The sequence below is a fragment of the Streptomyces sp. NPDC004031 genome (assembly GCF_053604375.1).
Window position 1 is genome coordinate 125463 of record NZ_JBSGHL010000004.1, and the last position, 24994, is coordinate 150456.

Annotated in this window: 20 protein-coding genes; 9 read left to right on the plus strand and 11 right to left on the minus strand. The window is 73.3% G+C overall.

Annotated elements, in window-relative coordinates:
• Positions 1 to 12 precede the first annotated feature (12 nt).
• Positions 13 to 1065, minus strand: coding sequence for an ABC transporter permease (locus tag ACWERV_RS03835; protein ID WP_452928331.1), 1053 nt, complete (start codon positions 1063 to 1065; stop codon positions 13 to 15).
• A complete protein-coding gene (locus ACWERV_RS03840) occupies positions 1062 to 1859 on the minus strand; it encodes an ATP-binding cassette domain-containing protein (protein ID WP_398184591.1) in 798 nt (265 codons plus the stop codon). The genes ACWERV_RS03835 and ACWERV_RS03840 overlap by 4 nt, the downstream gene beginning before the upstream one ends.
• Before the next feature lie 366 nt (positions 1860 to 2225).
• Here ACWERV_RS03840 and ACWERV_RS03845 point away from each other — a divergent pair, with 366 nt between their 5' ends.
• The gene (locus ACWERV_RS03845) at positions 2226 to 5327 is read left to right on the plus strand and encodes a GH92 family glycosyl hydrolase (protein WP_452928334.1); all 3102 of its coding nucleotides are present in this window, start codon (positions 2226 to 2228) and stop codon (positions 5325 to 5327) included.
• Between the two features lie 70 nt (positions 5328 to 5397).
• Here ACWERV_RS03845 and glgC read toward each other — a convergent pair whose 3' ends face one another.
• Positions 5398 to 6615, minus strand: a complete 1218-nt coding sequence (glgC, locus tag ACWERV_RS03850; RefSeq protein ID WP_398184597.1) for a glucose-1-phosphate adenylyltransferase — start codon at positions 6613 to 6615, stop codon at positions 5398 to 5400.
• Between the two features lie 45 nt (positions 6616 to 6660).
• Positions 6661 to 7836 carry a glycogen synthase gene (gene glgA, locus ACWERV_RS03855; protein ID WP_398184600.1) on the minus strand — a complete coding sequence of 392 codons (1176 nt, stop codon included), beginning with the start codon at positions 7834 to 7836 and terminating at the stop codon, positions 6661 to 6663.
• Positions 7837 to 8304: 468 nt separating this feature from the next.
• Between glgA and ACWERV_RS03860 the strand changes: the two genes are divergently transcribed.
• The 3 genes from ACWERV_RS03860 to ACWERV_RS03870 all read left to right on the plus strand — a co-directional run bounded on the left by ACWERV_RS03860 (position 8305) and on the right by ACWERV_RS03870 (position 11188).
• A complete protein-coding gene (locus ACWERV_RS03860; RefSeq protein WP_398184603.1) occupies positions 8305 to 8865 on the plus strand; it encodes a GNAT family N-acetyltransferase in 561 nt (186 codons plus the stop codon).
• Between the two features lie 349 nt (positions 8866 to 9214).
• Positions 9215 to 10201 (plus strand): acetylxylan esterase, encoded by a 987-nt coding sequence (locus ACWERV_RS03865; RefSeq protein ID WP_452928338.1) that lies wholly within the window; start codon positions 9215 to 9217, stop codon positions 10199 to 10201.
• A 69-nt stretch (positions 10202 to 10270) separates the two neighbouring features.
• Complete coding sequence (locus tag ACWERV_RS03870) at positions 10271 to 11188, plus strand: RNA polymerase sigma factor SigF (protein WP_452928341.1); 918 nt, start codon at positions 10271 to 10273, stop codon at positions 11186 to 11188.
• 99 nt (positions 11189 to 11287) lie between these two features.
• Here the strand turns inward: ACWERV_RS03870 and ACWERV_RS03875 are convergent, their stop codons facing one another.
• On the minus strand, positions 11288 to 12844 hold the full coding sequence (locus tag ACWERV_RS03875; RefSeq protein ID WP_452928344.1) for an MFS transporter: 1557 nt from the start codon (positions 12842 to 12844) through the stop codon (positions 11288 to 11290).
• A gap of 183 nt (positions 12845 to 13027) precedes the next feature.
• Here ACWERV_RS03875 and ACWERV_RS03880 point away from each other — a divergent pair, with 183 nt between their 5' ends.
• Positions 13028 to 13759 (plus strand): YoaK family protein, encoded by a 732-nt coding sequence (locus ACWERV_RS03880; protein WP_452928347.1) that lies wholly within the window; start codon positions 13028 to 13030, stop codon positions 13757 to 13759.
• A 357-nt stretch (positions 13760 to 14116) separates the two neighbouring features.
• On the opposite strand, the gene ACWERV_RS03885 is transcribed toward ACWERV_RS03880, so the two are convergent.
• Positions 14117 to 14248: a hypothetical protein gene (locus ACWERV_RS03885; protein WP_452928350.1), complete on the minus strand. Its 132-nt coding sequence runs from the start codon at positions 14246 to 14248 to the stop codon at positions 14117 to 14119.
• 310 nt (positions 14249 to 14558) lie between these two features.
• On the opposite strand from ACWERV_RS03885, the gene ACWERV_RS03890 reads away from it, so the two are divergent.
• Together ACWERV_RS03890 and ACWERV_RS03895 are read left to right on the plus strand one after the other, a co-directional pair.
• Positions 14559 to 14894: a YciI family protein gene (locus ACWERV_RS03890; protein WP_398184617.1), complete on the plus strand. Its 336-nt coding sequence runs from the start codon at positions 14559 to 14561 to the stop codon at positions 14892 to 14894.
• Positions 14895 to 14901: 7 nt separating this feature from the next.
• Complete coding sequence (locus ACWERV_RS03895; protein WP_452928353.1) at positions 14902 to 16146, plus strand: RNA polymerase sigma factor; 1245 nt, start codon at positions 14902 to 14904, stop codon at positions 16144 to 16146.
• Between the two features lie 317 nt (positions 16147 to 16463).
• Here the strand turns inward: ACWERV_RS03895 and ACWERV_RS03900 are convergent, their stop codons facing one another.
• Complete coding sequence (locus ACWERV_RS03900) at positions 16464 to 19148, minus strand: glycoside hydrolase family 9 protein (protein WP_452928355.1); 2685 nt, start codon at positions 19146 to 19148, stop codon at positions 16464 to 16466.
• 330 nt (positions 19149 to 19478) lie between these two features.
• On the opposite strand from ACWERV_RS03900, the gene ACWERV_RS03905 reads away from it, so the two are divergent.
• Positions 19479 to 20846 carry a glycoside hydrolase family 3 N-terminal domain-containing protein gene (locus ACWERV_RS03905; RefSeq protein WP_452928358.1) on the plus strand — a complete coding sequence of 456 codons (1368 nt, stop codon included), beginning with the start codon at positions 19479 to 19481 and terminating at the stop codon, positions 20844 to 20846.
• Here ACWERV_RS03905 and ACWERV_RS03910 read toward each other — a convergent pair.
• Positions 20843 to 21715, minus strand: coding sequence for a LysR family transcriptional regulator (locus tag ACWERV_RS03910; protein ID WP_452928361.1), 873 nt, complete (start codon positions 21713 to 21715; stop codon positions 20843 to 20845). The genes ACWERV_RS03905 and ACWERV_RS03910 overlap by 4 nt on opposite strands.
• Positions 21716 to 21864: 149 nt before the next feature.
• On the opposite strand from ACWERV_RS03910, the gene ACWERV_RS03915 reads away from it, so the two are divergent.
• Entirely contained in the window at positions 21865 to 22674 is an 810-nt protein-coding gene (locus ACWERV_RS03915) for a dienelactone hydrolase family protein (RefSeq protein ID WP_452928364.1), read from the plus strand.
• A gap of 7 nt (positions 22675 to 22681) precedes the next feature.
• Here the strand turns inward: ACWERV_RS03915 and ACWERV_RS03920 are convergent, their stop codons facing one another.
• From ACWERV_RS03920 to ACWERV_RS03930, 3 genes are read right to left on the minus strand one after another with little or no spacing between them, the layout of a single operon-like run.
• A complete protein-coding gene (locus ACWERV_RS03920) occupies positions 22682 to 23605 on the minus strand; it encodes a hypothetical protein (RefSeq protein WP_452928367.1) in 924 nt (307 codons plus the stop codon).
• Positions 23602 to 24564: an ABC transporter ATP-binding protein gene (locus tag ACWERV_RS03925; protein ID WP_452928369.1), complete on the minus strand. Its 963-nt coding sequence runs from the start codon at positions 24562 to 24564 to the stop codon at positions 23602 to 23604. Before ACWERV_RS03925 ends, ACWERV_RS03920 begins: the two co-directional genes overlap by 4 nt.
• The gene (locus ACWERV_RS03930; RefSeq protein WP_452928372.1) at positions 24539 to 24952 is read right to left on the minus strand and encodes a GntR family transcriptional regulator; all 414 of its coding nucleotides are present in this window, start codon (positions 24950 to 24952) and stop codon (positions 24539 to 24541) included. The genes ACWERV_RS03925 and ACWERV_RS03930 overlap by 26 nt, the downstream gene beginning before the upstream one ends.
• Positions 24953 to 24994: the final 42 nt, after the last annotated feature.

The window sequence follows — 24994 nt, forward strand, 5'->3', positions numbered from 1 at the left end:
CGGGCGCGCGGGTCAGCGGCGGTCGGTGCCGCGGCGGCGGAGCTGGTCCACGTAGACGGCGGCGACGAGGACGACACCGATGGCGACGTCCTGCCAGTACTGCTGGACGCCCATGATGATCAGCCCGGTGCTGAGCACCGCGGGGATGAAGACGCCGATGACGGTGCCGAGCACGGAGCCGCGGCCGCCGAAGAGGCTGGCGCCGCCCAGCACGACGGCGGTGATGACCTTGAGGTTGTCGGTGGAGTGCCCGGCGATGGAGGTGCTGCCGAAGTAGGCCAGCCACATCACGCTGCCGAGGCCGGACAGCAGTCCGACCAGGGCGTAGACCTTGACCAGGTGCGCGTCGACGTCGATGCCGACGCGCCGGGCGGATTCCGGGTTGGAGCCGATGGCGTAGGTGTAGCGGCCGAAGCGGGTGAAGGCCAGGACGAGGCCGAAGACCACGGTGGTGGCGAAGGCAATGACGACCAGCCAGGGGATCTGGCCGAAGAGCTTGCCGAAGCCGATGGTCCGCTGGAGTTTGCCGGAGACGGCCCCGGCCGGGTCCTGGCCGCCGGTGATGATCTGGGCGACGCCGAGGGCGGCGCCGAAGCCGCCGAGCGTGACGATGAGCGGCGGGACCTTCGCCTTGGCGACCAGCCAGCCCTGCAGCGCGCCCCAGACCAGACCGGTGGCGAGCGCGATGAGGGTGCTGACGGCGATGGTCCCCCAGCCGGCGTTCGCACCGCCGTGGTGGATGGTGTACTCGGCGGACAGCACGGCGGAGAGCACCAGCACCGAGCCGACGGACAGGTCGATGCCGGCGACGATGACGACGTAGGTCATGCCGACGCCGAGCACCAGGTAGATGGCGGCGTTGGTGGCGATCTGGGTGATGTCGTAGCGGGTCAGGAAGGTGCTGGGCCGGGCGGCGGTGAAGAAGGCGACGAGCAGCGCGAGCACCCCGAAGGTCCAGGACTCGTTGGCGCGCGCGAGCCGCGCCAGCCACGGGGGCACGGCGGGGCGGCGGCGGGTGGCGGGCCGCTGCTCGTCCTTGCGCTGGGCGGGGGCCTGGGCGGTCACCGGGGGCCGTCCTCTCCGCGGTCGGCGGCGGGGCCGCCGGCTTCCGCGTCCAGGGCGCCGGTCATGGCGCCGACGAGGTCTTCCACGCTGGTTCCGGCGGCGGTGAAGCGGGCGACCCTGCGGCCGAGCCGCAGCACCTCGACCCGGTCGGCGACGGACAGCACTTCGGGCATGTTGTGGCTGATCAGCACGACGCAGATGCCGCGGTCGCGGACCCGCCGGACGGTGTCGAGGACGCGGCCGCGCTGGACGACGCCGAGGGCGGCGGTGGGTTCGTCCATGAAGATGATCCGGTGCGCGAAGGCGACCGCGCGGGCGACGGCGACGGACTGCCGCTGCCCGCCGGACAGGGTCGCGACGGGTGCGCCGACGTCCTTGAGGTCGACGCCGAGTTCGGCGAAGGCCGTGACGGCGGAGCGGCGCATGGCGGCGCTGTCGAGGACCTTGAGCCGCCCGAGGAGGCCGCCGCGGTAGATCTCCCGGCCCAGGTGCAGGTTGGCGGCGGCGTCGAGGTCGGGGGCGAGCGCGAGGTCCTGGTAGACGGTCTCGATGCCGTGCCGGCGGGCGTCCAGCGGGCTTTCCAGCCGTACCGGGCGGCCTTCCACGAGGATCTCCCCGCTGTCCGGGGTGACGGCCCCCGACAGCGCCTTGACCAGACTGCTCTTCCCGGCCCCGTTGTCACCGATGAGGGCGACGACCTCGCCGGGGTAGGCGGTGAAGTCGGCCTCGCTGAGCGCGGTGACATGGCCGAATCTCTTGGTCAGCCGGCGTGCTTCCAGGAGCGGTTCTGCCATCGGCGGTTCCCCCAGTGTCGTGTCGCACGGCGCTTGGTAACGTTCGCAAGCGTGCCCGGATTGTGCGATCGTGATCATGACATGTCAAGACGTCGCGCACACACCCGGCCCGTCCGCACCCCTTCGGTGGCCGATCCGCATTCCTCTCGCGGCGCCGGGTATTGACATGCCGTCAGTGGGGCCGGAAGATGCACTCCGCCTTGGTAACGTTCACATCGTCAGCGCCCCGCGGCCGGGTCATCGCCTCCGCGGGCCGCCCCCGGTGTCGGACGTCCCGCTCGTCCCCGAGCCCCCCCACAGTGCCCAAGAGGCTGCCGGGCCGTGCGTCATCCGCGGCAGGCCGCCGCCACGAGAAGGTGGTCCTTCGTGCTCCCTCCCGTGTTCCGCAGCAGAACAGCGGGCGCCGCCGGCGCCCTGTTACTCGCCGTCCTCGGCATCGGCGGCCTCGCCGCCGCACCGGCCGCCCAGGCGGCGACCGACTACACCGGCTACGTCGACCCGTTCGTGGGCACCGACGACAGCAACGCCCCCAACCCGGTCGGCGGCGGCGCCGGCGGCAGCACCTACCCGGGCGCGGTGGCGCCGTTCGGCGGGGTGCAGTTCAGCCCCGACACGCCCACCGCCTCGCCGTCCGGCTACCGCTACTCCGACTCCTCCGTGGAGGACTTCAGCCTCACCCACTTCGACGGCGCCGGCTGCCCCAACAACGAGGACCTGCCGCTGATGCCGTTCACCGGCTCGGTCGGCACCTCCCCCGGCAGCAACTGGACGAGCTACGCGTCGCCGTACACCAAGGCCAACGAGTCGGCCTCGCCCGGCTACTACAAGAACCGGCTGGACAAGTACTCCACCAACGTCGAGCTGACCGCCACCACCCGCACCGGCATGGCGCGGCTGACGTACCCCTCGACGACCAGCGCGGGCCTGCTGGTCAACACCAGCCGCAGCGCGACCGGCAACCGCAGCGGCTCGGTGAAGATCAGCGGATCGGAGCTGACCGGCAGCATCACCGCGGGCGGCTTCTGCGGCTCGTCGAAGACCTACCAGATCTACTTCGACATCCGCTTCGACCGCGCCCCCAGCGGCTACGGCACCTGGAACGGCGGTACGGTCTCGGCCGGCTCCACGTCCACCTCCGGCACCAACACCGGCGCGTACGTCACCTTCGACACCACCGGCAGCCAGACCGTGCAGGCCAAGGTCGGCCTGAGCTACGTGAGCGTGGCGAACGCCCAGGCGAACCTCACGGCCGAGAACAACGGCTGGAACTTCGACACCACGCGCGGCGCCACCTCGGCGGCGTGGAACGGCGTGCTCGGCCGCGCGCAGGTCACCGGCGGCTCCACGGAGAACCTGAAGAAGTTCTACACGGCGCTCTACCACGTCTTCCAGAGCCCGAACATCTCCAGCGACGTCAACGGCGACTACCGCGGCTTCGACGGAGCGGTGCACAACTCCTCCCGCCCGGTCTACCAGAACTACTCCGGCTGGGACATCTACCGCTCGTGGGCCGCGCTCATCGCGCTCATCGCCCCGACCGAGGCCTCCGACATCGCCAACTCGATGGTGCTGGACGGCCAGCAGGGCGGTCTGCTGCCCAAGTGGTCGCAGCAGACCAACGAGGACTTCGTGATGACCGGCGACCCCGGTCCGATCGTCGTCAGCAGCATGTACGCGTTCGGCGCGCGGAACTTCGACACCTCGGCCGCGCTCACGCTGATGGAGAAGGCGTCCAACGGCGGCACCGCGCAGGGCTCGCCGATCCGCGGCAACCAGGGCCCGTACACCAGCCAGCACTACCTGTCCGAGCCGTCGGACTCGCTGGAGTACAGCGCGTCGGACTTCGCGGTCGCGCAGTTCGCCAAGGCGCTGGGCAACACCTCCAGCTACAGCACCCACATGACCCGCGCCCAGTGGTGGCGCAACACCTTCGGCCCGGACTCCGGCTACATCCAGACCCGCAACTCCGACGGCAGCTGGGCCTGGCCGCTGCAGCCGGCCAGCCAGTCGAACTTCACCGAGGGCAACGCGGCGCAGTACACCTGGATGGTGCCGTACGACTACGCCGACCTGATCAACGCGATGGGCGGCCCGGCGACCGCGGCGCAGCGCCTGGACCACCACTTCACGCAGGTCAACGCGGGCCAGAGCCTGCCGTACTACTACATCGGCAACGAGCCCGAGCACGGCGTGCCGTGGGCGTACGACTTCGCCCGCGACCCGGCGGGCGCGGCGGACGCGGTGCGCAAGGTGATGACCGAGTCCTTCACCACCGGCGCGGGCGGCCTGCCCGGCAACGACGACCTCGGCGCCACCTCGGCGTGGTACGTCTGGGCGGCGCTCGGGATGTACCCGGTGACGCCCGGCGCGGACACCCTGGCCGTCAACGGCCCGCAGTTCCCCTCCGTGACGGTCAAGCGGGCGGCGGGCGACATCACCGTCAACTCCACCGGCAGCGGCGGCTACGTGCAGGGCCTGAAGGTCAACGGCACGGCCACCACGCACAACTGGCTGCGCTACCCGGACGTGTCCGGCGGCGCGACGCTCGACTACACCATGGGCGCGGCCCCGAGCGCGAGCTGGGGCACCGGCGCGGGTGACGTCCCGCCCTCCTTCCAGGACGGCGCGACGCCGATCCCGGCGGCCCCGGACACCGGCCCGGACCTGGCGCTGGGCAAGACGGCCACCGGGTCCACGCCGTGCGCGAGCACGGAGGGGGCGGACAAGGCGGTCGACGGCTCGCTGAAGAACAACAGCAAGTGGTGCTCGAAGGACGCCAACCCGACGCTGACCGTGGACCTCGGCTCGGCGCAGACGGTCGGCTCCTTCGCGGTCGAGCACGCGGGCCTCGGCGGCGAGGACACCTCGTGGAACACCGCGGCCTTCCAGATCCTCACCAGCACCGACAACAGCACCTGGTCGCTCGCGGCGAACGTCACCGGCTCGCGCGCCAGCCGCACCTTCCACGCGATCGCCCCGCGGCAGGCCCGCTACGTCCGGCTGGCGATCTCGGCGCCCACCAACACCGGCGGCGACACGGCGGCGCGGATCTACGAGTTCCAGGTGTTCGGCAAGTCCGGCGGCGCCGCGGTCCCGCACGCGATCACCGGCCTGGCCGGCAAGTGCGTGGACGTCGCCAACTCCGGCACCGCCAACGGCACCCACGTCCAGCTCTACGACTGCAACGGCACCGACGCGCAGTCCTGGACCGTGGGCACCGACGGCACGGTGAAGTCCCTCGGCAAGTGCCTGGACGACGCGAGCAGCGGCACCGCCGACGGCACCCTGGTGCAGCTGTGGGACTGCAACGGCAGCAACGCCCAGAAGTGGACGGTCAGCGGCTCGCAGTTGGTGAACGCGGCGGCGAACAAGTGCCTGGACGTCCCGGGCTCGAACTCCGCCAACGGCACCCAGCTGGACGTGTGGACGTGCAACGGCGGCGCGAACCAGCAGTGGTCGGTGAGCTGACCGCCCGCTGAGGAGCGGGGGCGCTCCGGCGCCCCCGCCCCTCACCCCGGCGCCCCCCGCCGGAGCGCCGTCACCCCACCCGCTGCCCCTTCCCGAGCGCGATGACCCCGCCCGCGGAGACCGTGTAGAGCTCGCGGTCGCGGTCGGGGTTCACGCCGATCACCGCGCCCGGCGGCACATCCACGTTCTTGTCCAGCACCGCCCCGCGCACGATCGCGCCGCGGCCGACCCGGACGGCGTCGTGCAGCACCGAGCCCTGCACCACCGCGCCCGCGTCCACGACCACCCCGGGCGACAGCACCGAGCGGGTGACCTGGCCGCGGATCACACAGCCGGGGCTGATCACCGACTCCCCCACGATGCCGCCGGCCGCGATCTTCGCGGGCGCCAGCTGACCGGGGTGGGTGTAGATCGGCCACTTGCGGTTGTCCAGGTTGAAGGCGGGCTGGTCGGAGATGAGGTCCATATGGGCGTCGTAGTAGGCGTCCAGGGTGCCGACGTCGCGCCAGTAGCCGTGGTCGCGAGGGGTCTCGCCGGGCACGTGGTTGGTGTCGAAGTCGTAGACCTGCGCGACGCCCGCCGCGGTCAGCCGGGGCAGGATGCTGCCGCCCATGTCGTGCACGGACTGCGGGTCCTCGGCGTCCGCGTGCAGGGCGTCGACGAGCGTCTTGGTGGTGAAGAGGTAGTTGCCCATCGAGGCGAAGACCCGGTCCGGGTCACCGGGCAGGCCGGGCGGGTCGGCGGGCTTCTCCAGGAAGCGCTCCACCGCGATCCCGTCCGCGGCGGGCGTGATGACCCCGAAGGACGAGGCGTCGGCGCGCGGCACCCGGATACCGGCGACGGTGACGCCCGCGCCGTGCTCCAGGTGCTGGGCGAGCATCTGCCGCGGGTCCATCCGGTAGACGTGGTCGGCGCCGAAGACGGCGATGTAGTCGGGCTGCTCGTCGTACACCAGGTTGAGCGACTGCAGGATGGCGTCCGCGCTGCCCAGGTACCAGCGCGGGCCGAGCCGCTGCTGCGCGGGCACCGGCGTGACGTAGTTGCCGAGCAGGCTGGACATCCGCCAGGTGGTGGTCACATGGCGGTCCAGCGAGTGCGACTTGTACTGCGTCAGCACGCAGATCCGCATGACCTCGCCGTTGACGAGGTTGGACAGCACGAAGTCCACCAGGCGGTACGTACCGCCGAAGGTCACCGCCGGCTTGGCGCGGTCGGCGGTCAGCGGCATCAGCCGCTTCCCGGCGCCGCCCGCCAGCACTATGCCGAGCACCGAAGGTCCACCGCGCATCGCGTCCCCCTTGGGTCGTCTTCCGCTCCGCCGCACCGCCGGGTGCTACGCGGCGTCCAGCACCTGTCCGTACAGACCGGCGGTCCGGCGGGCCACGGTGTCCCAGCCGAACTCTCCCGCCGCGCGCTCGCGTCCGGCCGCGCCGAGCGCGGCGGCCCGCGCGGGATCGGCGGTCAGCTCACCGAGCGCGGCCGCGAGGCCCGCCTCGAACTCCTCCGGCCGCTGCTCGTCGTAGGGCACCAGCAGCCCGGTGACACCGTGCTCGACGACCTCCGGGATGCCCCCGACGGCCGAGGCGACCACCGCGGTGCCGCACGCCATCGCCTCCAGGTTGACGATGCCCAGCGGCTCGTAGACGGACGGGCACGCGAAGACCGTGGCGTGGCTGAGCAGCTGCACCACCGCGGGCCGCGGCAGCATCGCCGGGATCCAGTGCACCCCGTCGCGCACCGCGTTCAGCTCGTCGAACAGCGCCCGGAACTCCCGGTCGAGCGCGGGCGTGTCGGGCGCCCCGGCGCACAGCACGAGCTGCACCGCCGGATCCAGCGCGCGGGCGGCGCGCAGCAGGTGCGGCACACCCTTCTGCCGGGTGATGCGGCCGACGAAGAGCACGTACGGCCGGGCCGGGTCGATACCGATCCGGCGCAGCACGTCGGTGCGCTCGTCGGGCCGGTAGGTGTCGGTGTCGATGCCGTTGCGGATGACGTGGACGCGGCCGGGGTCGAGCGCGGGGTAGCAGGACAGGATGTCGCGGCGCATCCCGTCGGACACCGCGACCACCGCGTCCGCGGACTCCATCGCGGTGCGCTCCGCCCAGCTCGACAGGGCGTACCCGCCGCCGAGCTGCTCGGCCTTCCACGGCCGCAGCGGCTCCAGCGAGTGGGCGGTGACGACGTGCGGCACCCCGTGCAGCAGCTTGCCGAGGTGCCCGGCGAGCCCGGCGTACCAGGTGTGCGAGTGCAGCAGGTCGCGGCCCTGCAGCCCGGCGGCCATGGCCAGGTCGATGCCGAAGGTGCGCAGCGCGTCGTTGGCGCCGTCCAGGGACGCGGGGGCGCGGTGCCTGACCACCCCGGCGTCCCGGTCGCCTTCCAGCGCATCACCCCAGCAGTGCACCTCGACGTCGGCCAGCGCGCGCAACTGCCTGGCCAGGAACTCCACGTGCACCCCGGCACCGCCGTAGACCTCCGGCGGATACTCCCGGGTCAGCAGCCCGATCTTCACCGGTGCCCTCCCGCTCCGACACTCCTCGGCCGCGGGCCGTACGGCACCGGGCCGCGCCGCTGCGGCCCCGCCCGTGATCCGGCCCCTTCCGTGCCCTGTCCCTTCCCCGATCCGCGCCCGGTTACCGCCCGCGGGCCGACCCGTTCGCCGCCGGGCGGCGGGTACGGGTTTCGGCCATGCCTTCACGGGCTGTCCGGAGCCCGGCATGTGAACCGGTTCGCAAAGTGTCACAGGGAGCGGTGACAGGTGATGGTGTGTCAGGCCACCGCAGCGACTGCTGAGCCGTGCGGTTCGACCGTCCGTGCGCACCCGTCGCTTTGCGCGACCGCCCCGGCGCCGGGGTGAAGCACACAACGCCCGCACACACGTACAGTTCGCCGGATCTGGTCCGCACCAGGGGCCGCCGGATTGACGCTTTATGGACGGCTGCAACCCCCGTAGCACGGGCACACGTAGGAGAGACAGGACGTGACCACCGACACCACACCGACCGCACCCCTACCACTGCGCGCCGGCAGCCGGTTGGCACTGGCTCTGGCGAGGGAAGAGATGATGCAGGAATACCACCGGTGGGAGACCGACCCGGCGACCGTCGTCGGCTTCGGCGCCCGCTGGCCGGTGTCCTGGGAGGTCTTCCAGGCGCGCTTCCACTCCGCCCACACGTCGGCTCACTACCAGCTCTTCGAAGTCCTCCACACGCGGAGCGCCACGCCGGTCGGCACCGCGGCGCTCAGCGTCGACCAGTCCGTCAACAACGCAGAATTCATCCTGGTGATCGCCCCGGAGCAGCGCGGCCGGGGCTATGCGGCCGAGGCCACGGCCCTGACCCTGGAGTGGGCGTTCGCCATCGCGTCGCTGAACTCGGTGTGGCTCCAGGTGCCCGCGCCTCACACCCCCGCGGTGAACGCCTATGTGAAGGCGGGATTCCGGGCCGCCGGACGGCTGCGCAACGCCGCCCTGTGGCACGGCAGGCGGGTCGACAAGCTGCTGTTCGACTGTGTGCCCGACGACCTCGCAGAGAAGAGGTGACCACCATGTCCTGCCCCGACGTGAACTGCCGCAAGGGTGGCTGCACGACCGACCCGGGTCGAGGCCGGCCCGCCGGCAGCGGCTCCGAGCGCTGACCCGCACCGGACGGCGGCGGCGTCCGCAGGTCCGGCGTTCCTGACATCTCCGGCATTCGAGCCGTTCCGATCCTTCCTGCCATGACGGCACGATCGGGACGGCCGGTCCCTCCGGCGGCGCCGCGCTTCCGGACGCGTCCGGCCGTCCCGTCCCGCCCGACCGCACTCAACCGGTTAAGCAGGGGCTTCTGTGCAGGCCGATCAGCACGTACCGTGTGGGTGATCGACCCGCCGCCCAGCCAGAAGGACGTCCCATGGCCCTGTTCGACCTGCCGCTCGACCAGCTCCGCGAACGGCGCAGCAGCTCCGTGGAGCCCGCGGACTTCGACCAGTTCTGGGCGGACACCCTCGGCCAGGCGCGGCAGCACGACCTGGCGGCCGTCTTCGAACCGGCGCACACCGGGCTGACCACCCTCGACACCTACGACGTGACGTTCGCCGGATTCGGCGGCCACCCGGTCAGGGGCTGGTTCACGCTGCCCGCGGGCACCACGCAGCCGCTGCCGGTGGTCGTGGAGTTCATCGGCTACGGCGGCGGTCGCGGCCTGGCGCACAGCCATCTGCTGTGGGCGTCGGCCGGCTACGCGCACTTCGTGATGGACACCCGCGGCCAGGGCGGCACCTGGTCGGTCGGCGACACCGATGACCCGGTCGGCAGCGCCCCGGCCACCCCCGGCTTCCTGACCCGCGGCATCGAGGACCCCTACGACTTCTACTACCGCCGGGTCTTCACCGACGCGGTACGCGCCGTCGAGGCCGCCCGCTCGCACCCGCTGGCCGACGCCTCCCGTACGGTCGCGGCCGGGGTGAGCCAGGGCGGCGGCATCACCGCGGCGGTCGGCGGCCTGGTGCCGGACCTCGCGGCGGTCATGCCCGACGTGCCCTTTTTGTGCGACTTCCCGCGCGCGATCACGGTCACCGACGAGCTGCCCTACCGCGAGGTCGGCCGGTACCTGTCGGTGCACCGCGGCCGCCGGGCCAAGGTGCTGGAGACCCTGGCCTACTTCGACGGCGTCCACTTCGCCGCCCGCGGCCGCGCGCCCGCGCTCTTCTCCACCGCGCTGGAGGACGAGGTCTGCCCGCCGTCCACCGTCTTCGCGGCCTTCAACGCCTACGCGGGCACGGACAAGCAGATCGAGATCTACGACTTCAACGGCCACGAGGGCGGCGGCGCCGCCCAGCAGGCCGTGCAACTTCGGTGGCTCCCGGAGCGGTTGGACATGAAGTCGAAGGAGAGCTGAAAAAGATGGCATGCTCCGGTGATTCCCGGGCAGGTGGTACGCCATCAGTCGTACGAATGGGGCGATGACGTGACCGCACAGCTGGAACAGACCCAGAGCACGGACGTAACGGCGCCGGACGCGCCGCGGCAGGACGGGCCGTGGCCGTACGGATCCCAGGCGGCCACCGGCGGGCTGCCGTATGTCGACGATCCCTCGGCGATGGCGCCGCAGGACGCCAGGGCGCTGTCGAAGCTGTTCTTCGACCGCCTCCAGGAGATGGAGGAGGGCACACCGGAGTACGCGTACGCGCGCAACACCCTGATCGAGATGAACCTCTCGCTGGTGTACTTCGCGGCCGCGCGCTACCGCAACCGCCCGGCCACCGACCACGAGGAGATCGTCCAGGTCGGCACGATCGGTCTGATCAAGGCGATCGACCGCTTCGACCTCTCCCGGGAGACGGAGTTCACCACCTTCGCGGTGCCCTACATCGTCGGGGAGATGAAGCGCTTCTTCCGCGACACCAGCTGGGCCGTGCACGTACCGCGGCGGCTCCAGGAGCTGCGGGTGGAGCTGAGCAAGGCCAAGGAGGCGCTGTCGCTGCGGCTGGACCGCGACCCGACGGTCGGCGAGCTGGCCGAGCACCTCGGCATGCCGGAGGAGGACATCATCGAGGGGCTGGTCGCCGCCAACGGCTACACCGCGGGCTCCATCGACACCCCCTACACCGACAGCGACACCTCCTCCGACAGCGAGGGCCGCACCCTCGGTGAGACCTTCGGCGAGTGCGATCCCGCGCTCGACCTCTTCGAGGACTTCCACGCGCTCGCGCCGCTCATCGAGCAACTGCCCGAGCGCAGCAGGCTGCTGCTGCAACTGCGCTTCGGCGAGGAGCTGACCCAGGCCGAGATCGGCCAGCGGCTGGGCTGCTCCCAGATGCATGTCTCCCGGCTGCTCAGCCGCACCATCGCCCGACTGCGGGCCGGGCTGCTCGTCCAGGACTGAGCCCGGGGCGCCCCGCCCCGCTCTTCCCCTTCCGGCCGCCGGCCGCGCGTCACGCGCGACCGGCGGCCGGGGACGTTCAGGGCGCCGTCCGGGCGCCGTTCAGGACGAAGGCGACGGCGAGGCCTGCGACAGCGGGGTGGCGATGTCCTCCAGCGACCGGCGCTCGGCGTTGATCGCGAGGAAGGCCGCGACCAGACCCGCCGCGCACATCAGCGAGGCGCCGATGACGAACGCGGTGACGGTGTCCGAGACCACGCCCGACTTCGTCAGGTCGGCGAAGACCAGCGGGCCGCTGATGCCACCCGCCGCGGTGCCGATGGCGTAGAAGAAGGCGATGGCCATCGCCCGGGTCTCCATCGGGAAGACCTCCGAGACCGTCAGATACGCGCTGCTCGCGCCCGCCGAGGCGAAGAACAGCACCGCGCACCAGCACGCCGTCATCGTCGTGGCGTCCAGCGAACCGCGGTCGAAGAGCCAGGCGGTGCCGAACAGCAGCACACCGGACAGCAGATAGGTCGACGAGATCATGATCCGCCGCCCCACGGTGTCGAACAGGTGCCCGAGCAGCAGCGGCCCGAGGAAGTTTCCCGCCGCGATCACCGCGAAGTAGTAGCCGGTGTCACCCGTGGACACCCCGAAGAACGTGGTCAGGATGTTGCCGAAGCCGAAGGTGATGGCGTTGTAGAGGAAGGCCTGGCCGACGAAGAGCGACAGGCTCAGCACCGCGCGCCGCGGGTAGCGGGTGAAGACGGTCCTGGCGATGATGCCGAAGCCGATGCTCGCCCGCTGGTGGATGGTGATCCGGCTGCCCGCCTCAGGCAGCTTCTCGTGCTTCTCCGCCTCGACCTGCTCTTCGACGTCCGCGACCAGTTCGTCGGCCTCCCGGCCGTGGCCGTGGATGAACTGCCAGCGCGGGCTCTCCGGCACATGGCGGCGCACCAGCATGATCACCAGGCCGAGCACGACGCCGAGCGCGAAGGTGAGCCGCCAGCCCACGTTCTTGGGGAAGATGCTCGTGTTGAGCGCGACGATGGACAGCAGCGAGCCGCCGATCGCGCCCAGCCAGTAGCTGCCGTTGATGATCAGGTCGACCCGGCCGCGGAAGCGCGACGGGATCAGCTCGTCGATCGCGGAGTTGATCGCCGCGTACTCGCCGCCGATGCCGAAACCGGTCAGGAAGCGGAAGGTGAAGAACCACCAGGGCTGGAAGGACAGCGCCGTCATCGCGGTGGCGCTGAGATACACCGCCAGCGTGATCATGAAGAGCTTCTTGCGGCCGTAGCGGTCGGTCAGCCAGCCGAAGAACAGCGCGCCCGAGCACGCCCCCGCCACGTACAGCGCGGCGGCGATGCCGGTGATCTGGGACGCCGTCACCGACAGACCGCTGCCGGGCTCGGCGATCCGGCCCGCGATGTTGCCGACGGTGGTGACCTCCAGGCCGTCCAGGATCCAGACGGTGCCGAGGCCGATCACGATCATCCAGTGCCAGCGCGACCACGGCAGCCGGTCGAGCCGCGCGGGCACGTCCGTGGTGACGGTGTCACCGTCCCCCGCTCCCCCGCCTCCTGACGCCGTCCCCCGCGCCTTCCCGGACGCGGACCCGCGCGCCTCACCGGGCGCCGCTCCGTCCGCGGCTCCGGCCGCTGATCCGGACATGAAGATCACCTCCGCCTCGCAGTCTCACACCGCGCGGCGGTCCCGGCGCGGCTGCCACGCCCGGCGGGGGGCGCCCCGTGGGGATGATCCGCCGCCCCGCCGCGCGGTGGTTGCGCCGGCGCCGCCGCACTGGGTACGTCTGTCCCGTACACCGTCCGCCACGCACCAGGAGGCCCGTCCGCCGTGCACCCGCTGCTCCGCGAAGCCCGCGACACGCTCGTCCCGCGCCCCGCCGGCCCGCACGGTCCGCTGCCGCCGCTGCTGCTCGCGCTCACCCTCGTCACGGGGCTGGTGGACGCCTTCAGCTATCTCGTCCTCGGCCACGTCTTCGTGGCGAACATGACCGGCAACGTCGTCTTCCTCGGCTTCGCGCTCGCCGGCGCGAGCGGCTTCTCGCTCACCGCCTCGCTGCTCGCGCTCGCCGCCTTCGCCGCCGGGGCGGTGCTCGGCGGGCGGCTCGCCCGCGCGCTGCCCGCCCACCGCGGACGGCTGTTGCTCGCCGTCTGCGCCGCGCAGGCCGTCCTGGTGCTGGCGGCCTGGGCGGTCGCGGCCGCCGCCGACCTTCCCGCGCGCGGCGGTACGCGCGCCGCGCTGATCGTGCTGCTGGGCCTGGCCATGGGCGGCCAGAACGCGGTGGTACGGCGGCTGGCCGTACCGGACCTGACGACCACCGTCCTGACGATGACGATCACCGGCATGGCCGCGGACGGCCGTATCGCGGGCGGCCCCGACGCGAAGGCGGGCAGCCGGCTGCTGTCGGCCGCGGCGATGTTCGCCGGCGCCCTGGCCGGCGCCGCCCTCGTCGAGCACGCCGCACGCTCCCTGCCGCTCCCGGTGGCCGCGGCCGTCCTCGCCGCGGTCAGCGCGGCCCTGCTGCCCGCCCGGCGCACCACCGCGGCCTGGACGGGCGCCTGACGGACCGCCTGCGTCCGGCCCCGGGCCGAAGGAGAATGACGGGCGGTCAGCTCCCCTGCCCCGGCACGGAGGAGGTACCCGGTGACACCGACCGGAGATCACGAGGGACGGGACCGGCCCGCGCCCGGCGAGCCGCAGGCTCCGCCGGGCGCGAAAGCGGAAGCGGCGCCGGGCCCGCACACGGCACCGGCGACGGCCGGGGCGGGGCGGAAGGAGCCCCGGCCGCTGTGGCGCAACCGGGACTGGACGCTGCTGTGGTGCGGGCAGGCGCTGTCGGTGCTGGGCACCAGGACCTCTGCCGTCGCGGTGCCGCTGCGGCGTCTCGCACGCGCTGCCCTTCGCCGCCGACGCGCTGTCCTACATCGCCTCGCTCGGCACGCTGCTCGGTATCAGGACCCGGCTGCCCGCGCCCGGCGGCCCGCGCGAGCACGTACCGCTGCACACCGAGATCGGCGACGGGCTGCGCTGGCTGCGCGGCCAGGTCTTCATCCGGGTCACCGTCGCCTGCACGGCGCTGACCAACGTGATGTTCCAGGCCCTGACGCTGGTACTGATCGTGTTCGCCGCCCGGCTCGGCTCCTCCGCCGCCGGGACCGGGCTGGTGCTCGGCTGCTTCGGGGTGAGCGGCCTCGCCGGTTCGCTCGCCGCGCCCCGGGCGTCCGCCGGGCCGAACCGGCGGCGGCCTGAAAAAAATCCGGCCGGACGCGGCGCGGGATGTACATCCGGGCGGTCGCCGATCGTCGTAGGAGTGACCGGGCACCATGGAGCCCGGACGGAACCGCCGACGAGGAGACGTGCCATGAAGTATCTGCTGCTGATCTGCCAGGAGACCGCCGAGGGCTTTCCCGGGGCGACGCCCGAGGAGCTGGACGCCGAACCGTGGGTCGAGGAGATGACGCGGCGCGGGGTGCGGCTGGACGGGAGCCGGACCCGGCCCTCGGAGGACGCCACGACCGTACGCGTCAGGAACGGCTCCCGGCTCGTGACCGACGGGCCCTACGCCGAGACGAAGGAGCAGATGGCGGGCTTCGACGTCATCGAGTGCGCCGACCTGGACGAGGCCATCGAGGTGGCCGCGAAGCACCCGGTGGCGAAGTTCGGCATGGTCGAGGTCCGGCCGTTCTGGACGGACTGAGGCCGGCGTGCGGGACGCGGTGAAGGAGGCCGTCGCCACGGCCTGGTCCCAGGAGTGGGGCCGGGTCGTGGCCGCGGTCATCCGGCAGACCGGCGACTGGGACCTCGCCGAGGAGTGCGCGCAGGACGCGTTCGAACGGGCGCTGGAGCGCTGGCCGCGCGACGGGGTGCCGCGCAGCCCCGGCGCGTGGCTCACCACCACCGCCCGCCACCGCGCGCTCGACCTGCTGCGCCGGGCCGCGAACGAGAACGTCAAGCTGCGCCGGGCGGCCCGGCTCGAACCGGAGCCGCCGCAGGCCCGGTTCGAGGCGGCGGACGCCGACGACGGGCTGCCCGACGACCGGCTGCGGCTCGTCTTCACCTGCTGCCACCCCGCGCTGCCGCTGCCCGCGCAGGTCGCCCTCACCCTGCGGACCCTCACCGGGCTCACCACCGCGGAGATCGCCCGTGCCTTCCTGGTGCCGGAGGGCACGATGGCGCAGCGGCTGACCCGCGCCAAGAACAAGATCAGGAACGCCGGGATCCCCTTCCGGGTGCCCCCGCCGGAACTGCTGCCCGAACGCACCGAGGCCGTGCTGGCGATCCTGTACCTGCTCTTCAACGCCGGTTACGCGCCCGGGGCCGCGGGCCCCGACCAGCAGCGCGTCACCGCGGAGGCGATCCGGCTGGCCCGGCTGCTGGCCGGGCTGCTGCCCGGCGAACCGGAGGCGGCGGGGCTGCTGGCGCTGATGCTGCTGCACGACGCGCGGGCCGCCGCCCGCACGGACACCGCCGGGGACCTGGTGCCGCTGGAGGAGCAGGACCGCTCGCGCTGGGACCGGCAGCGCATCGCGGAGGGGACGGCCGTGCTGGAGGCGGCGCTCGCCCGGCGGCGGCCGGGGCCCTACCAGGTGCAGGCGGCGATCGCCGCGTGCCACGCGGAGGCGGAGAAACCTGAGGGCACGGACTGGGCGCAGATCGCCGGGCTCTACGGGGAGCTGGCCCGGATGGTGCCCGGACCCGTCGTCGAGCTCAACCGTGCGGTGGCCGTCGCGATGACGCAGGGCCCGGCCGCGGGCCTGGCCCTGGCGGACGCGCTCGACGCGTCGGGCGCGCTCACCGGCTACCACCTGCTGCCCGCGACCCGCGCGGACCTGCTGCGCCGCCTGGGCCGCCGCCCGGAAGCGGCCGCCGCCTACCGCGCGGCGCTGGAGCTCGCCCCGACGGAGGCGGAGCGCCGCTTCCTGGCTCGCCGCCTGGCGTCCCTGACCTGACCGGGGCCCGCGGGGCCGCCCGCTCCGGGCTGCCCCGTGCGGTGGGTTCCGCGACCTCGGGGTGGACGGGGGTTGCGCGCGCCGTTCCCCGCGCCCCTGGTGTGCCGCCCGGCGCGGCACGCGCGAGCCCTCACCGCGCCGGGTGAGCGTTTGTCAGGGGTGCGGGGAACTGCGCGCGCGACCCACCACCCACCGCGAGGTCGCGGAACCAGCCTCGCGAGGCACCCCGTGGCGTTCCCGGCCCCCCGGCGGAGCCCACCGCGGCGGGCGGGGGAGCGCCCGGCCGCGGGGGGAGTCAGCCAACCCCTCGGGGCAGGTCAGGTGCAGGCCACCCCGTTCATGGCAAAGCCCGTGGGCGCCGCGTTGCTCGTGGAGTACGTGGCCGTGAAGCCCGGGTCCACGGTGCCGCCCGCCGGGAGGGCGGCCGCCCACGACGGGTTGGTCACCGTGACCTTATTGCCGGACTGCGTGAAGGTGCCGCTCCAGCCGCTGCCGACCTGCTGGTCGCCGCCGAAGGTGAAGGTCAGCGTCCAGCCGTTGAGCGCGGCCGAGCCGGTGTTGGTGACCAGCACGTCCGCCTGGAAGCCGCCGGACCAGGAGTTGGTCACCTTGTAGACGGCCGTGCAGGCCGCCCCCGTACCGCCGCCCGGCGGGGTGCCGGTCGTCGTGGTGGTGACCGTCACCGCGGGGGACGCCGCCGAGACGTTCCCGGCGCTGTCGACGGCCTTGACGGTGAAGGTGTACGGCGTGCCCGGCGTCAGGCCGGTGACGGTGTAGCTGGTCGCCGTGGTCGTGGTGAGCAGCGTGGATCCGGAGTAGACCTGGTAGCCCGCCAGCGGCAGGCTGCCGGGCGTGGCGGCGGGCCAGGTCAGGGTGACCGACGAGTCGGCGACCGGCGAGGCGACGGGCTTGCCGGGCGCGCCCGGCGGGGTGGTCTGCGGCGGGGTGGTGCCGCCGTCACCGCTGGGCGCGGTGCCCCATACGGCGGTGGAGCCGTCGTAGAGCACCATGTCGTTGACGGTGACGGGCGTGGAGCCGGGCGTGGTGGAGACGCCCTGGTAGGACCAGTCCTTGGTCGGGTCGTGCGCGCCGGGGAAGCTCAGCCGGAACTGCACCTCGCGGTGGAAGGCGGACTGCCCGGCGGGCGCGATGTCCTGGCCCTCGCAGCTGACCGTCACGTAGTAGACGCTGCCGGAGAACTGCGTCGGCCCGGTCGGCGCCGAGCACTGGTTGTAGGCCGAGGACAGGGTGACCTGGGAGGGGCTGGTGCCGGGGTCGAGCGTGAAGTAGTAGCGGAAGCTGCCGTGCGTGAGGTGCCGGGCGGGCCAGCCGGACTTGTTGACCACCTGCACCTTCAGCTCGTAGAAGTTCGTGCCGGACGCGTTGACTGCTGCCTGGAGGAATTCCTCGGGCCCGTCCGGGGTCTCCTTGGGCGGGAAGTTCGCCAGCGGGCTGCCGCCGTACTCGTCAGTGAGGGCGGCGAGCGCCCCGGAGAAGCCCGCGTTGTAGTCGAGCGCGCCTTCCGTCTCCCCGTAGTTGGAGCGCTCGTCGGAGAAGCCGTCGTCGGCGGAGCCGGGGCCGCCGACCAGCAGGCCGTAGTCGAGGTGCCGGGTGGTCGCGGGCTCGGTCATGGACTGCGACCAGGAGCCGTGCGCGGCCCTGCTGTGCGGGTTCTGCGGCCACTTGGTGTTCTTGCCGGAGTTGGTGAAGCCGATCTCGTAGCTCTCCTTCAGCGGGTTGTCGCCGAGGACGTAGTCGATCTGCCGCGCGCCGAAATCGTGGTACGTCTGCGCCTTCGCGGCGTCCTTGCCCTGCGCGGTGAGCCAGTCGGAGAACTGGAGTGCGGCGAAGGCGGTGTTGGAGGAGTAGCGCAGCGAGCCCCAGGTGTCGAGGAAGGCCTCGCCGCCCGGCGAAGAGGCGACCTTCTGGCCGTTCACCCCGGTGGTCCACCAGTCGAGCCAGCGCTCGGCGTCGTCGACGTAGGTCTGCTTGCCGGTCAGTTCGGCGAGCAGCACGTAGTCGCCGTAGGACTTGTCGTCCCAGGCGATCGTCCAGTTGTACTCCGGTGTGGTGGTCTGGTTCATCTTGGGCAGCTGCGCGTAGTACGTCTCGGCCTTCGTCAGGTACGTGCTGTCGCCGGTGGCGCGGTAGAGCCACAGCGCGCCCCAGACCAGCTCGTCCCAGTAGCCGCTCCAGGAGTTGTAGTAGCCCTGGGCGGCGGTGATGCACTTGTCGTACGTGCCGCGGTAGGTGTCGGCGAAGGTGTAGAGCTGCTTGGCGTTGGTGAGCAGGGTGGCCGCGTAGGCGGCGTCGCTCTGCTTGAAGATCATGGACGAGGACGCGAGCGCGGCCGCGGCCTCGCCCGCGAGGTCGGAGCCGGGGCAGGAGGCGTCGATCTTGTACGAGGGCCGCGGCGAGGGGTTGACCTCGGGCGGGCCCCAGAAGGAGTGGTCGCTGCCGCCGTCGCCCACCTGGCCGTACAGGACGTTGGCCGACGGGTGCGCCTTGAGCAGCCAGTCGTCGCCCCAGCGCAGGTTGCGCAGCAGGTAGGTGTTCTGGCCGCTCTTGGCGTAGCCGGAGGCCTCGTCGATGCCGCCCCAGCCGAGCATGGTCATCGAGAAGGCCATCGGGAAGCCGAACTTCACCTCGTCGCCGGCGTCGTGGTAGCCGCCGGTCAGGTCAAGGCCCGCGTCGGCGCCGTCGGTGAGGTCGGAGTCGCCGCGCCAGGTGACGCGGTTGTCCGCGGGGAGCTTGCCGGAGCGCTGCGACTCGTAGAAGAGCATCGAGTCCTGGAGTGCCTCGGCGTAGTTGTAGCTCCCGGCGGCGGCCGGGGCGGCCGCCGGGGCGGCGGCGTGGGCCGCGGGGGCGCCGGCGGTGGCCGCCATGGTCAGCGGCAGCAGGGCGGCCGCGGCGGTGACCGCCGCGGTCCTGGCGCGGCGGGCGGCGCTTCGTACGGAGAAGGGTTTGCCGGTGTCGCGGGGCACGCGGGTTCTGGACAGCACGCGTCCTCCTGGGAGGGCCATGGTCGTGGTGGGGGGACGCGCCCGGGGGCGGGCGGACGGCCGACCGGGAGTCGTCAGCCGCCCACCCGCCCATGGGAGCGCTCCCACATGCTCGCCCCGCAGCTCGCGCACCGTCAAGAAGTGTGCGTACGGCGGCGCAGGGGATGCGAGAACCGGAAGGGCGGGGCAGGATGATCAACTCACGAGGGTTTTTTCTCCCGCCGCCCGGGACGAGCGCTGTCCCGGGCGGCGGGAGGAAGCGGAAGAAGCAGCAGCCGCAGCCGTGTCCGGCCCCGCCGGACGACGACCGATGAGGTGTGAGGTCCCGCCGTGTGCCAGCCGACCCCCAGCCCCGCCGACCCGCGCGCCCGCCGCGCGCCCGCGACCCGCGCCGGGCACCGCCCGCCGCGCCGTCCCGGGCTGCGCGGCACAGGGCTCGCCCTGGGCCTGATCGCCACCGCCACCACCGGGCTGACCGCGTGCGGCGACGGCTCGGGCTCGTCCGGGAGCGGTTCGACCACCACGACGGCGTCCTCCCCCGCCACCGTCACCGCCACGACCGGCACCCCGTCGCCGACCACCACGTCGCCGTCGCCGTCCCGGACGGCCGCGCCGCCGCCCGCCACGTCCGCCACCGGCAAACCGGCCAGCTGCGTGGACAAGGCGGTCGCCGGGATGACCCGCAGCCAGCAGGTCGGCCAGCTCTTCATGACCGCCGTCACGAGCACCGGCATGACCTCCGCCCAGTCCGGCGCGATCACCGCCGGGCACGTCGGCTCGGTCTTCCTGATGGGCCACACCAATTCCGGCACCGCGGCGGTCAAGGGCGTCACCGACCGGGTCCGCAGGCTCGCGACCCCGGTGAAGGGCGCCAAGGTCGGCATGCTGATCTCCACCGACCAGGAGGGCGGCAAGGTCCAGGTCCTCAACGGCCCCGGCTTCAGCACCATCCCGGCCGCCGTCGACCAGGGCAAGCTCCCGGCGGCCACCTTGCAGAAGGACGCCGAGCAGTGGGCGAAGGAGCTGAAGTCGGCGGGTGTGACGATGAACCTCGCGCCCGTCGCCGACACCGTGCCGCCGAACCTGACGAACGTCAACGCGCCCATCGGCAAGCTCCAGCGCGAGTACGGCACCAACCCCTCGGCGGTCGCCACCCACAGCACCGCCTTCCTGCGCGGCACCCTGGACGCGGGCCTGCTCGCCAGCCCCAAGCACTTCCCCGGGCTCGGCCGCGTCACCGGCAACACCGACTTCACCCTCGGTGTCACCGACGACGTCACCACCCGCAACGACGCCTACCTCCAGCCCTTCCGCAGCGCGATCGCGGCGGGCGCGCCCTTCGTGATGGTGTCCTCCGCGATCTACTCCAAGATCGACCCCAACAACCAGGCGGCCTTCTCCTCGGCGGTGATCCGCGGCATACTGCGCGACTCGCTGGGCTTCAAGGGCGCGGTCATCTCCGACGACCTCGGCCAGGCCACCGCCGTCAGCGACCGCACCCCGGCCGAGCGCGCGGTGGACTTCCTCAAGGCGGGCGGCAACCTGCTGCTGACCGTCAAGGCCTCCGACATCGCCCCGATGACGTCCGCGGTGCTCGCGCAGATGCCCAAGGACAAGGCGCTCAGCAACGCCGTCTCGGACAGCGTGCGGCGGGTGCTCGCGGCCAAGCAGAAGGTGGGCCTGCTCAGCTGCGGCTAGGGCGTGTCCGCGAAGTCCCCGACGGGGGAGGCGGCGGCGGCCGCCCGCAGGGCCGCCGTCGTGAAGGCGGCCGCGAGCCGCGTCGGCTCCCCCGCCGGACGGGCCAGTGCCACCCGGTCCTCGGGCAGGTCGGCGACCGGGCGGTAGACGACGTCGGGGCGGCGGTGGAGCAGGGCGGTGGAGCGCGGCAGGTATGTCAGCCCGCGGCCGGCCGCCACGTACTCCAGCTTCTCCTCGACCGTGCGCACCGCGGGGGGCTGCCCGGGGCCGGACGCCTCGGTGTTGGTGCACAGGTGCAGGATCTCGGTCTGCGCCGCGCACTGCGCGGCCGTCAGCTCCGCGCACCCGGCCAGCGGGTGCCCGGCGGGCAGCGCCGCCATGCGCGGCTCGCCGTAGAGCGGGGTCAGGTCGAGGCCGGGCTCGACGACCGGCAGCCGGACGTACGCCACATCGGCCCGCCCGTCCAGCACGGCCGCGGCCTGGTCGTCCCAGTCGACCCGGCGTACCTCCACGGCGATCTGCGGGTGCGCGGCGCCGAAGCCGCGCACCGCCTCGGTCACCCGGACGCCGCTGCGGAATCCCACCACGAAGCGGCCCGCGCCCTGCGCCGCCCGCCCGGCCCGGCGGCGGGCGGCGTCCGCCGCGGCGAGCAGCGGCCGTGCGTCGTCGAGCAGCCGCTCGCCCGCGGCGGTGAGCCGTACCCGGTGGCTGTCGCGGACGAACAGCTCGGCGCCGAGCTCCCGCTCCAGCGCGCGGATCTGCCGGCTGAGCGCGGGCTGCGCGATGAGCAGGTCCTCGGCGGCGCGGCCGAAGTGCAGCCGTTCGGCCACGGCCACGAAGTAGCGCACCTTGCGCAGGTCGAGATCCACGGCCCCCGCCTCTCCCCCGTCCGCGTTCTGCCCGCGGCGATGCCCCGAGGGTATCGCCGCGGGCAGAACGGGTCTTGGACCGGGCACCGGGGCCGCCCGCAGACTCGAAGGTGTCAGCGGGATCCGCCCGCGCGAGGAGTGTCGCCGTCATGGAGCAGCAGATGGAGCGGGAAGCAGCCGTGGAGCAGCGGGTCGCCGCGGGGCCGGGGGGTGTCGGCGGCGCGAGCGTGACCGTCGCCGTGCCGGGGGCGGCGGAGCCGATGGGCGTGTACGTCGCCCGGCCCGCCGGTGAGGGGCCGTGGCCCGCGGTGGTCGTGGGCTTCGAAATGTTCGGGACGACCGCGTACATCCGCCGGGTGGCCGACCGGCTCGCGCGGCTCGGCCTGCTCGCCGTCGTACCGGACTTCTACCACCGCACCGCTCCGGGCCACTGCGGCGTGGCCGACGCGCAGGGGCGCGAGCGGGGCCTGGAACTGATCGGCCGGCTCACCCGGGAGGAGGTGGGCGCCGACCTGGAGGCGGTGCTCGCCCATCTGGAGCAGCGGCCCGACACCGCGGGCCGCCCGTCGATGGCCGGCTTCAGCCTCGGCGGGCACCTGGCCTGGTTCGCGGCGACACGGTTCCCCCTCGCGGCCGTCGCCGCGGTGTACCCAGGCTGGCTGGACACCCCCGGCACCGCGCTGAGCCGCCCGGACGCGCTGCTCGGCCTGGCCCCGCGGAGCACCGGACCGGGCGGCTGCCGGATGCTCTACCTGGCCGGGGCCGACGACCACGTGGCCACGCCGCAGCAGACCGTGCGGGTCCGTGAGCGCCTGGCCGCGGCGGGGGTGCCGCACGAGATCGTGGTCTATCCCGGCACCCCGCACGGTTTCCTCGCCGACGAGCGGGACACCTACCGCCCCGCGCAGGCCGAGGACGCCTGGCGGCGGATCGCGGGCTTCCTCGCCCCGCCGGTCTGACGGCCGCTCAGGGCCGTGCGACGCGGCGGTGCAGCAGGCGCAGCGCGGCCAGCACGAGCAGGGCGGCGAGCCCCAGGACGAGGGCGGTCTGGGCGAGCTGGTAGGGCCAGTAGTCGCCGGTGTCCAGCGCGTCGACGACGTAGGAGTCCTGCGGCAGCACGTCGTAGAACTGGAGGCCCAGGACTCCCCCGGGGTGGAAGCCGTGGACCTTCGACCAGGCCGGGAAGTCCAGCAGCAGCGCGGCCCGGGAGCGTACCAGCAGCGCGGCCAGCAGCCAGGTCAGCGCGGGGGCGGCGACGGCGGCGGGCAGGGTGCGGCGCAGCAGCATGCCGGCCAGCGCCCCGGCCGCGATCCCCAGCAGCACATAGGCGACGGTGACCGGGCCGATGGTGAGGTACGCGGTCTGCCGGTCGATGCCCTGGGTCAGCAGGTCGGCGTGCACGGCGTGCACGACGTCGACCCGGTAGAGGACCACCAGCGGGATCAGCAGCCCGCCGAGCAGCACCGCCAGGCCCGACCAGCGGGCGGTGAACCAGCGGGCCGGGGTGACCGACTGGCTCAGGGTGAGGGCGAAGCGGCGCGACTCCCACTCGCGCGCGGTCACGACGGCGGCGATCACGGCGGCGGCCAGGGCGGGCAGGAAGACGATCCGCGTCCCGTCCGCGAGCAGCCGCTCGGTCATGGTGTGGGCGTCGTAGGGGTGCCGTCCGAAGTGGTAAGCGTAGGCGCCGAAGTGCGCGCGGGTGTCCTCGGCGTGCGACCACTGCCGGTAGCGGGCGACGAACACGGCGGCGGTGGGGAGCGCGCACAGGAACAGCAGCAGGGCGGGCAGGCGCAGCTGCCGGGCGACGATGCGGGTGAGCGGCAGCCGGTCCCGCAGGGCCGGGCGGGACCCGGCCAGGGGCCGGGGGCCGGCGGTGGCGGTGGTCATGCGGCGTGCTCCGTGTTCTCCGGGCCGCCCTTGTGCGGGGTGACGGCGGGCTCCGGGGTGAGGGCGAGGTCGGGGACGCCCGGCCCGGCGGGCGGTGCGGCGGGGAGCGCGAGGTGGGCGAGCACCAGCTCCTCCAGCGACGGGGGCCGCACCTCCCAGTCGGCGGGCAGCGGGGCGGCCGGGCGGATCAGGGCGCTGGTGCCGCGCCCTGCGGGGCGGGACTCGACGACGGTGTGACCGGCCAGCCGGTCGGCGCCGCCGGGGAAGGTCACGACGGCGTGGGCGGCGAGGAGGTCGTCGATGCCGCCCGCGAGCCGGGCCCGCCCGGCGTCGAGCAGCAGCAGGTGGTCGCAGGCGTCGGCCAGCTCGGAGACGATGTGCGAGGACATCACCACGGTGGCGCCCGTTTTGGCGGCGTGCGCCAGCACCAGGCCCATCAGCTCCTGCCGGGCGAGCGGGTCGAGGTCGGCGGTCGGCTCGTCGAGCAGCAGCAGGTCGGCGCCCTTGCCCAGGGCCAGCGCCAGGGCGATCCGGGTGCGCTGGCCGCCGGAGAGGTCGCGGATGCGGTCGCGGCGGCGGAAGCGGTCGGTCCCGGCACGCGCGGCCAGCTCCGCGTCCCATCCGGCGGGGTTGGCGCGGGCGCCGTAGCGCAGCGTCTGGGCGACGGTGAGCCGCGGGGGCAGGGGGCGGTCCTGGGCCAGGTACGCGACCCGCGGGTGGCCGGCCGCCGCGGGCCCGCCGAAGACCTCGACCTCGCCGGAGGTGGGCCGCTGGAGGCCGGCGGCCAGTTCCAGCAGGGTCGTCTTGCCGGCGCCGTTGGGGCCGACGAGGGCGCAGACGGCCCCGGCGGGGAGGCTGAAGGCGCAGCCGGCCAGGACGTCCGGGCCGGAGCGCCGGTGCCGCCGGGTGACGCCGCGGACGGTGAGGGCGGTGTCAGTGCTGCTCGGGGAGGACAACATCGGGTTCTTTCCGGGGGTAGAGATCGTCGAGCACGGCGGCGAAGAGCGCGGCGACGTCGTCGCGTTCGAGTCCGGCCGCGCGGGCGCGGGTGACCGCCTGCGCGAGGTCGTCCCGTACGGGCGAGTCGGCGGCGGAGGCGCCGAGGGTGCCGGTCACGAAGGTCCCGTGCCTGCGCCGGGACTCGACCAGGCCCTGGGCCTCCAGCTCGCGGTAGGCCTTGAGTACGGTGTTGGGGTTCAGCGCGGTCGCCTCGACCACCGCCTGCGCGGTGGGGAGCCGGTCGCCCGGTGCCAGCAGGCCCAGCCGGAGCGCCTGCTGCACCTGCTGGACGATCTGCAGATAGCTGGCGACCCCGCTGTGCCGGTCGATCCGGAAGGCGAACGTCACCGCCGCACCTTTCATTCCACTACTCAAGTAGTGGAATCATGC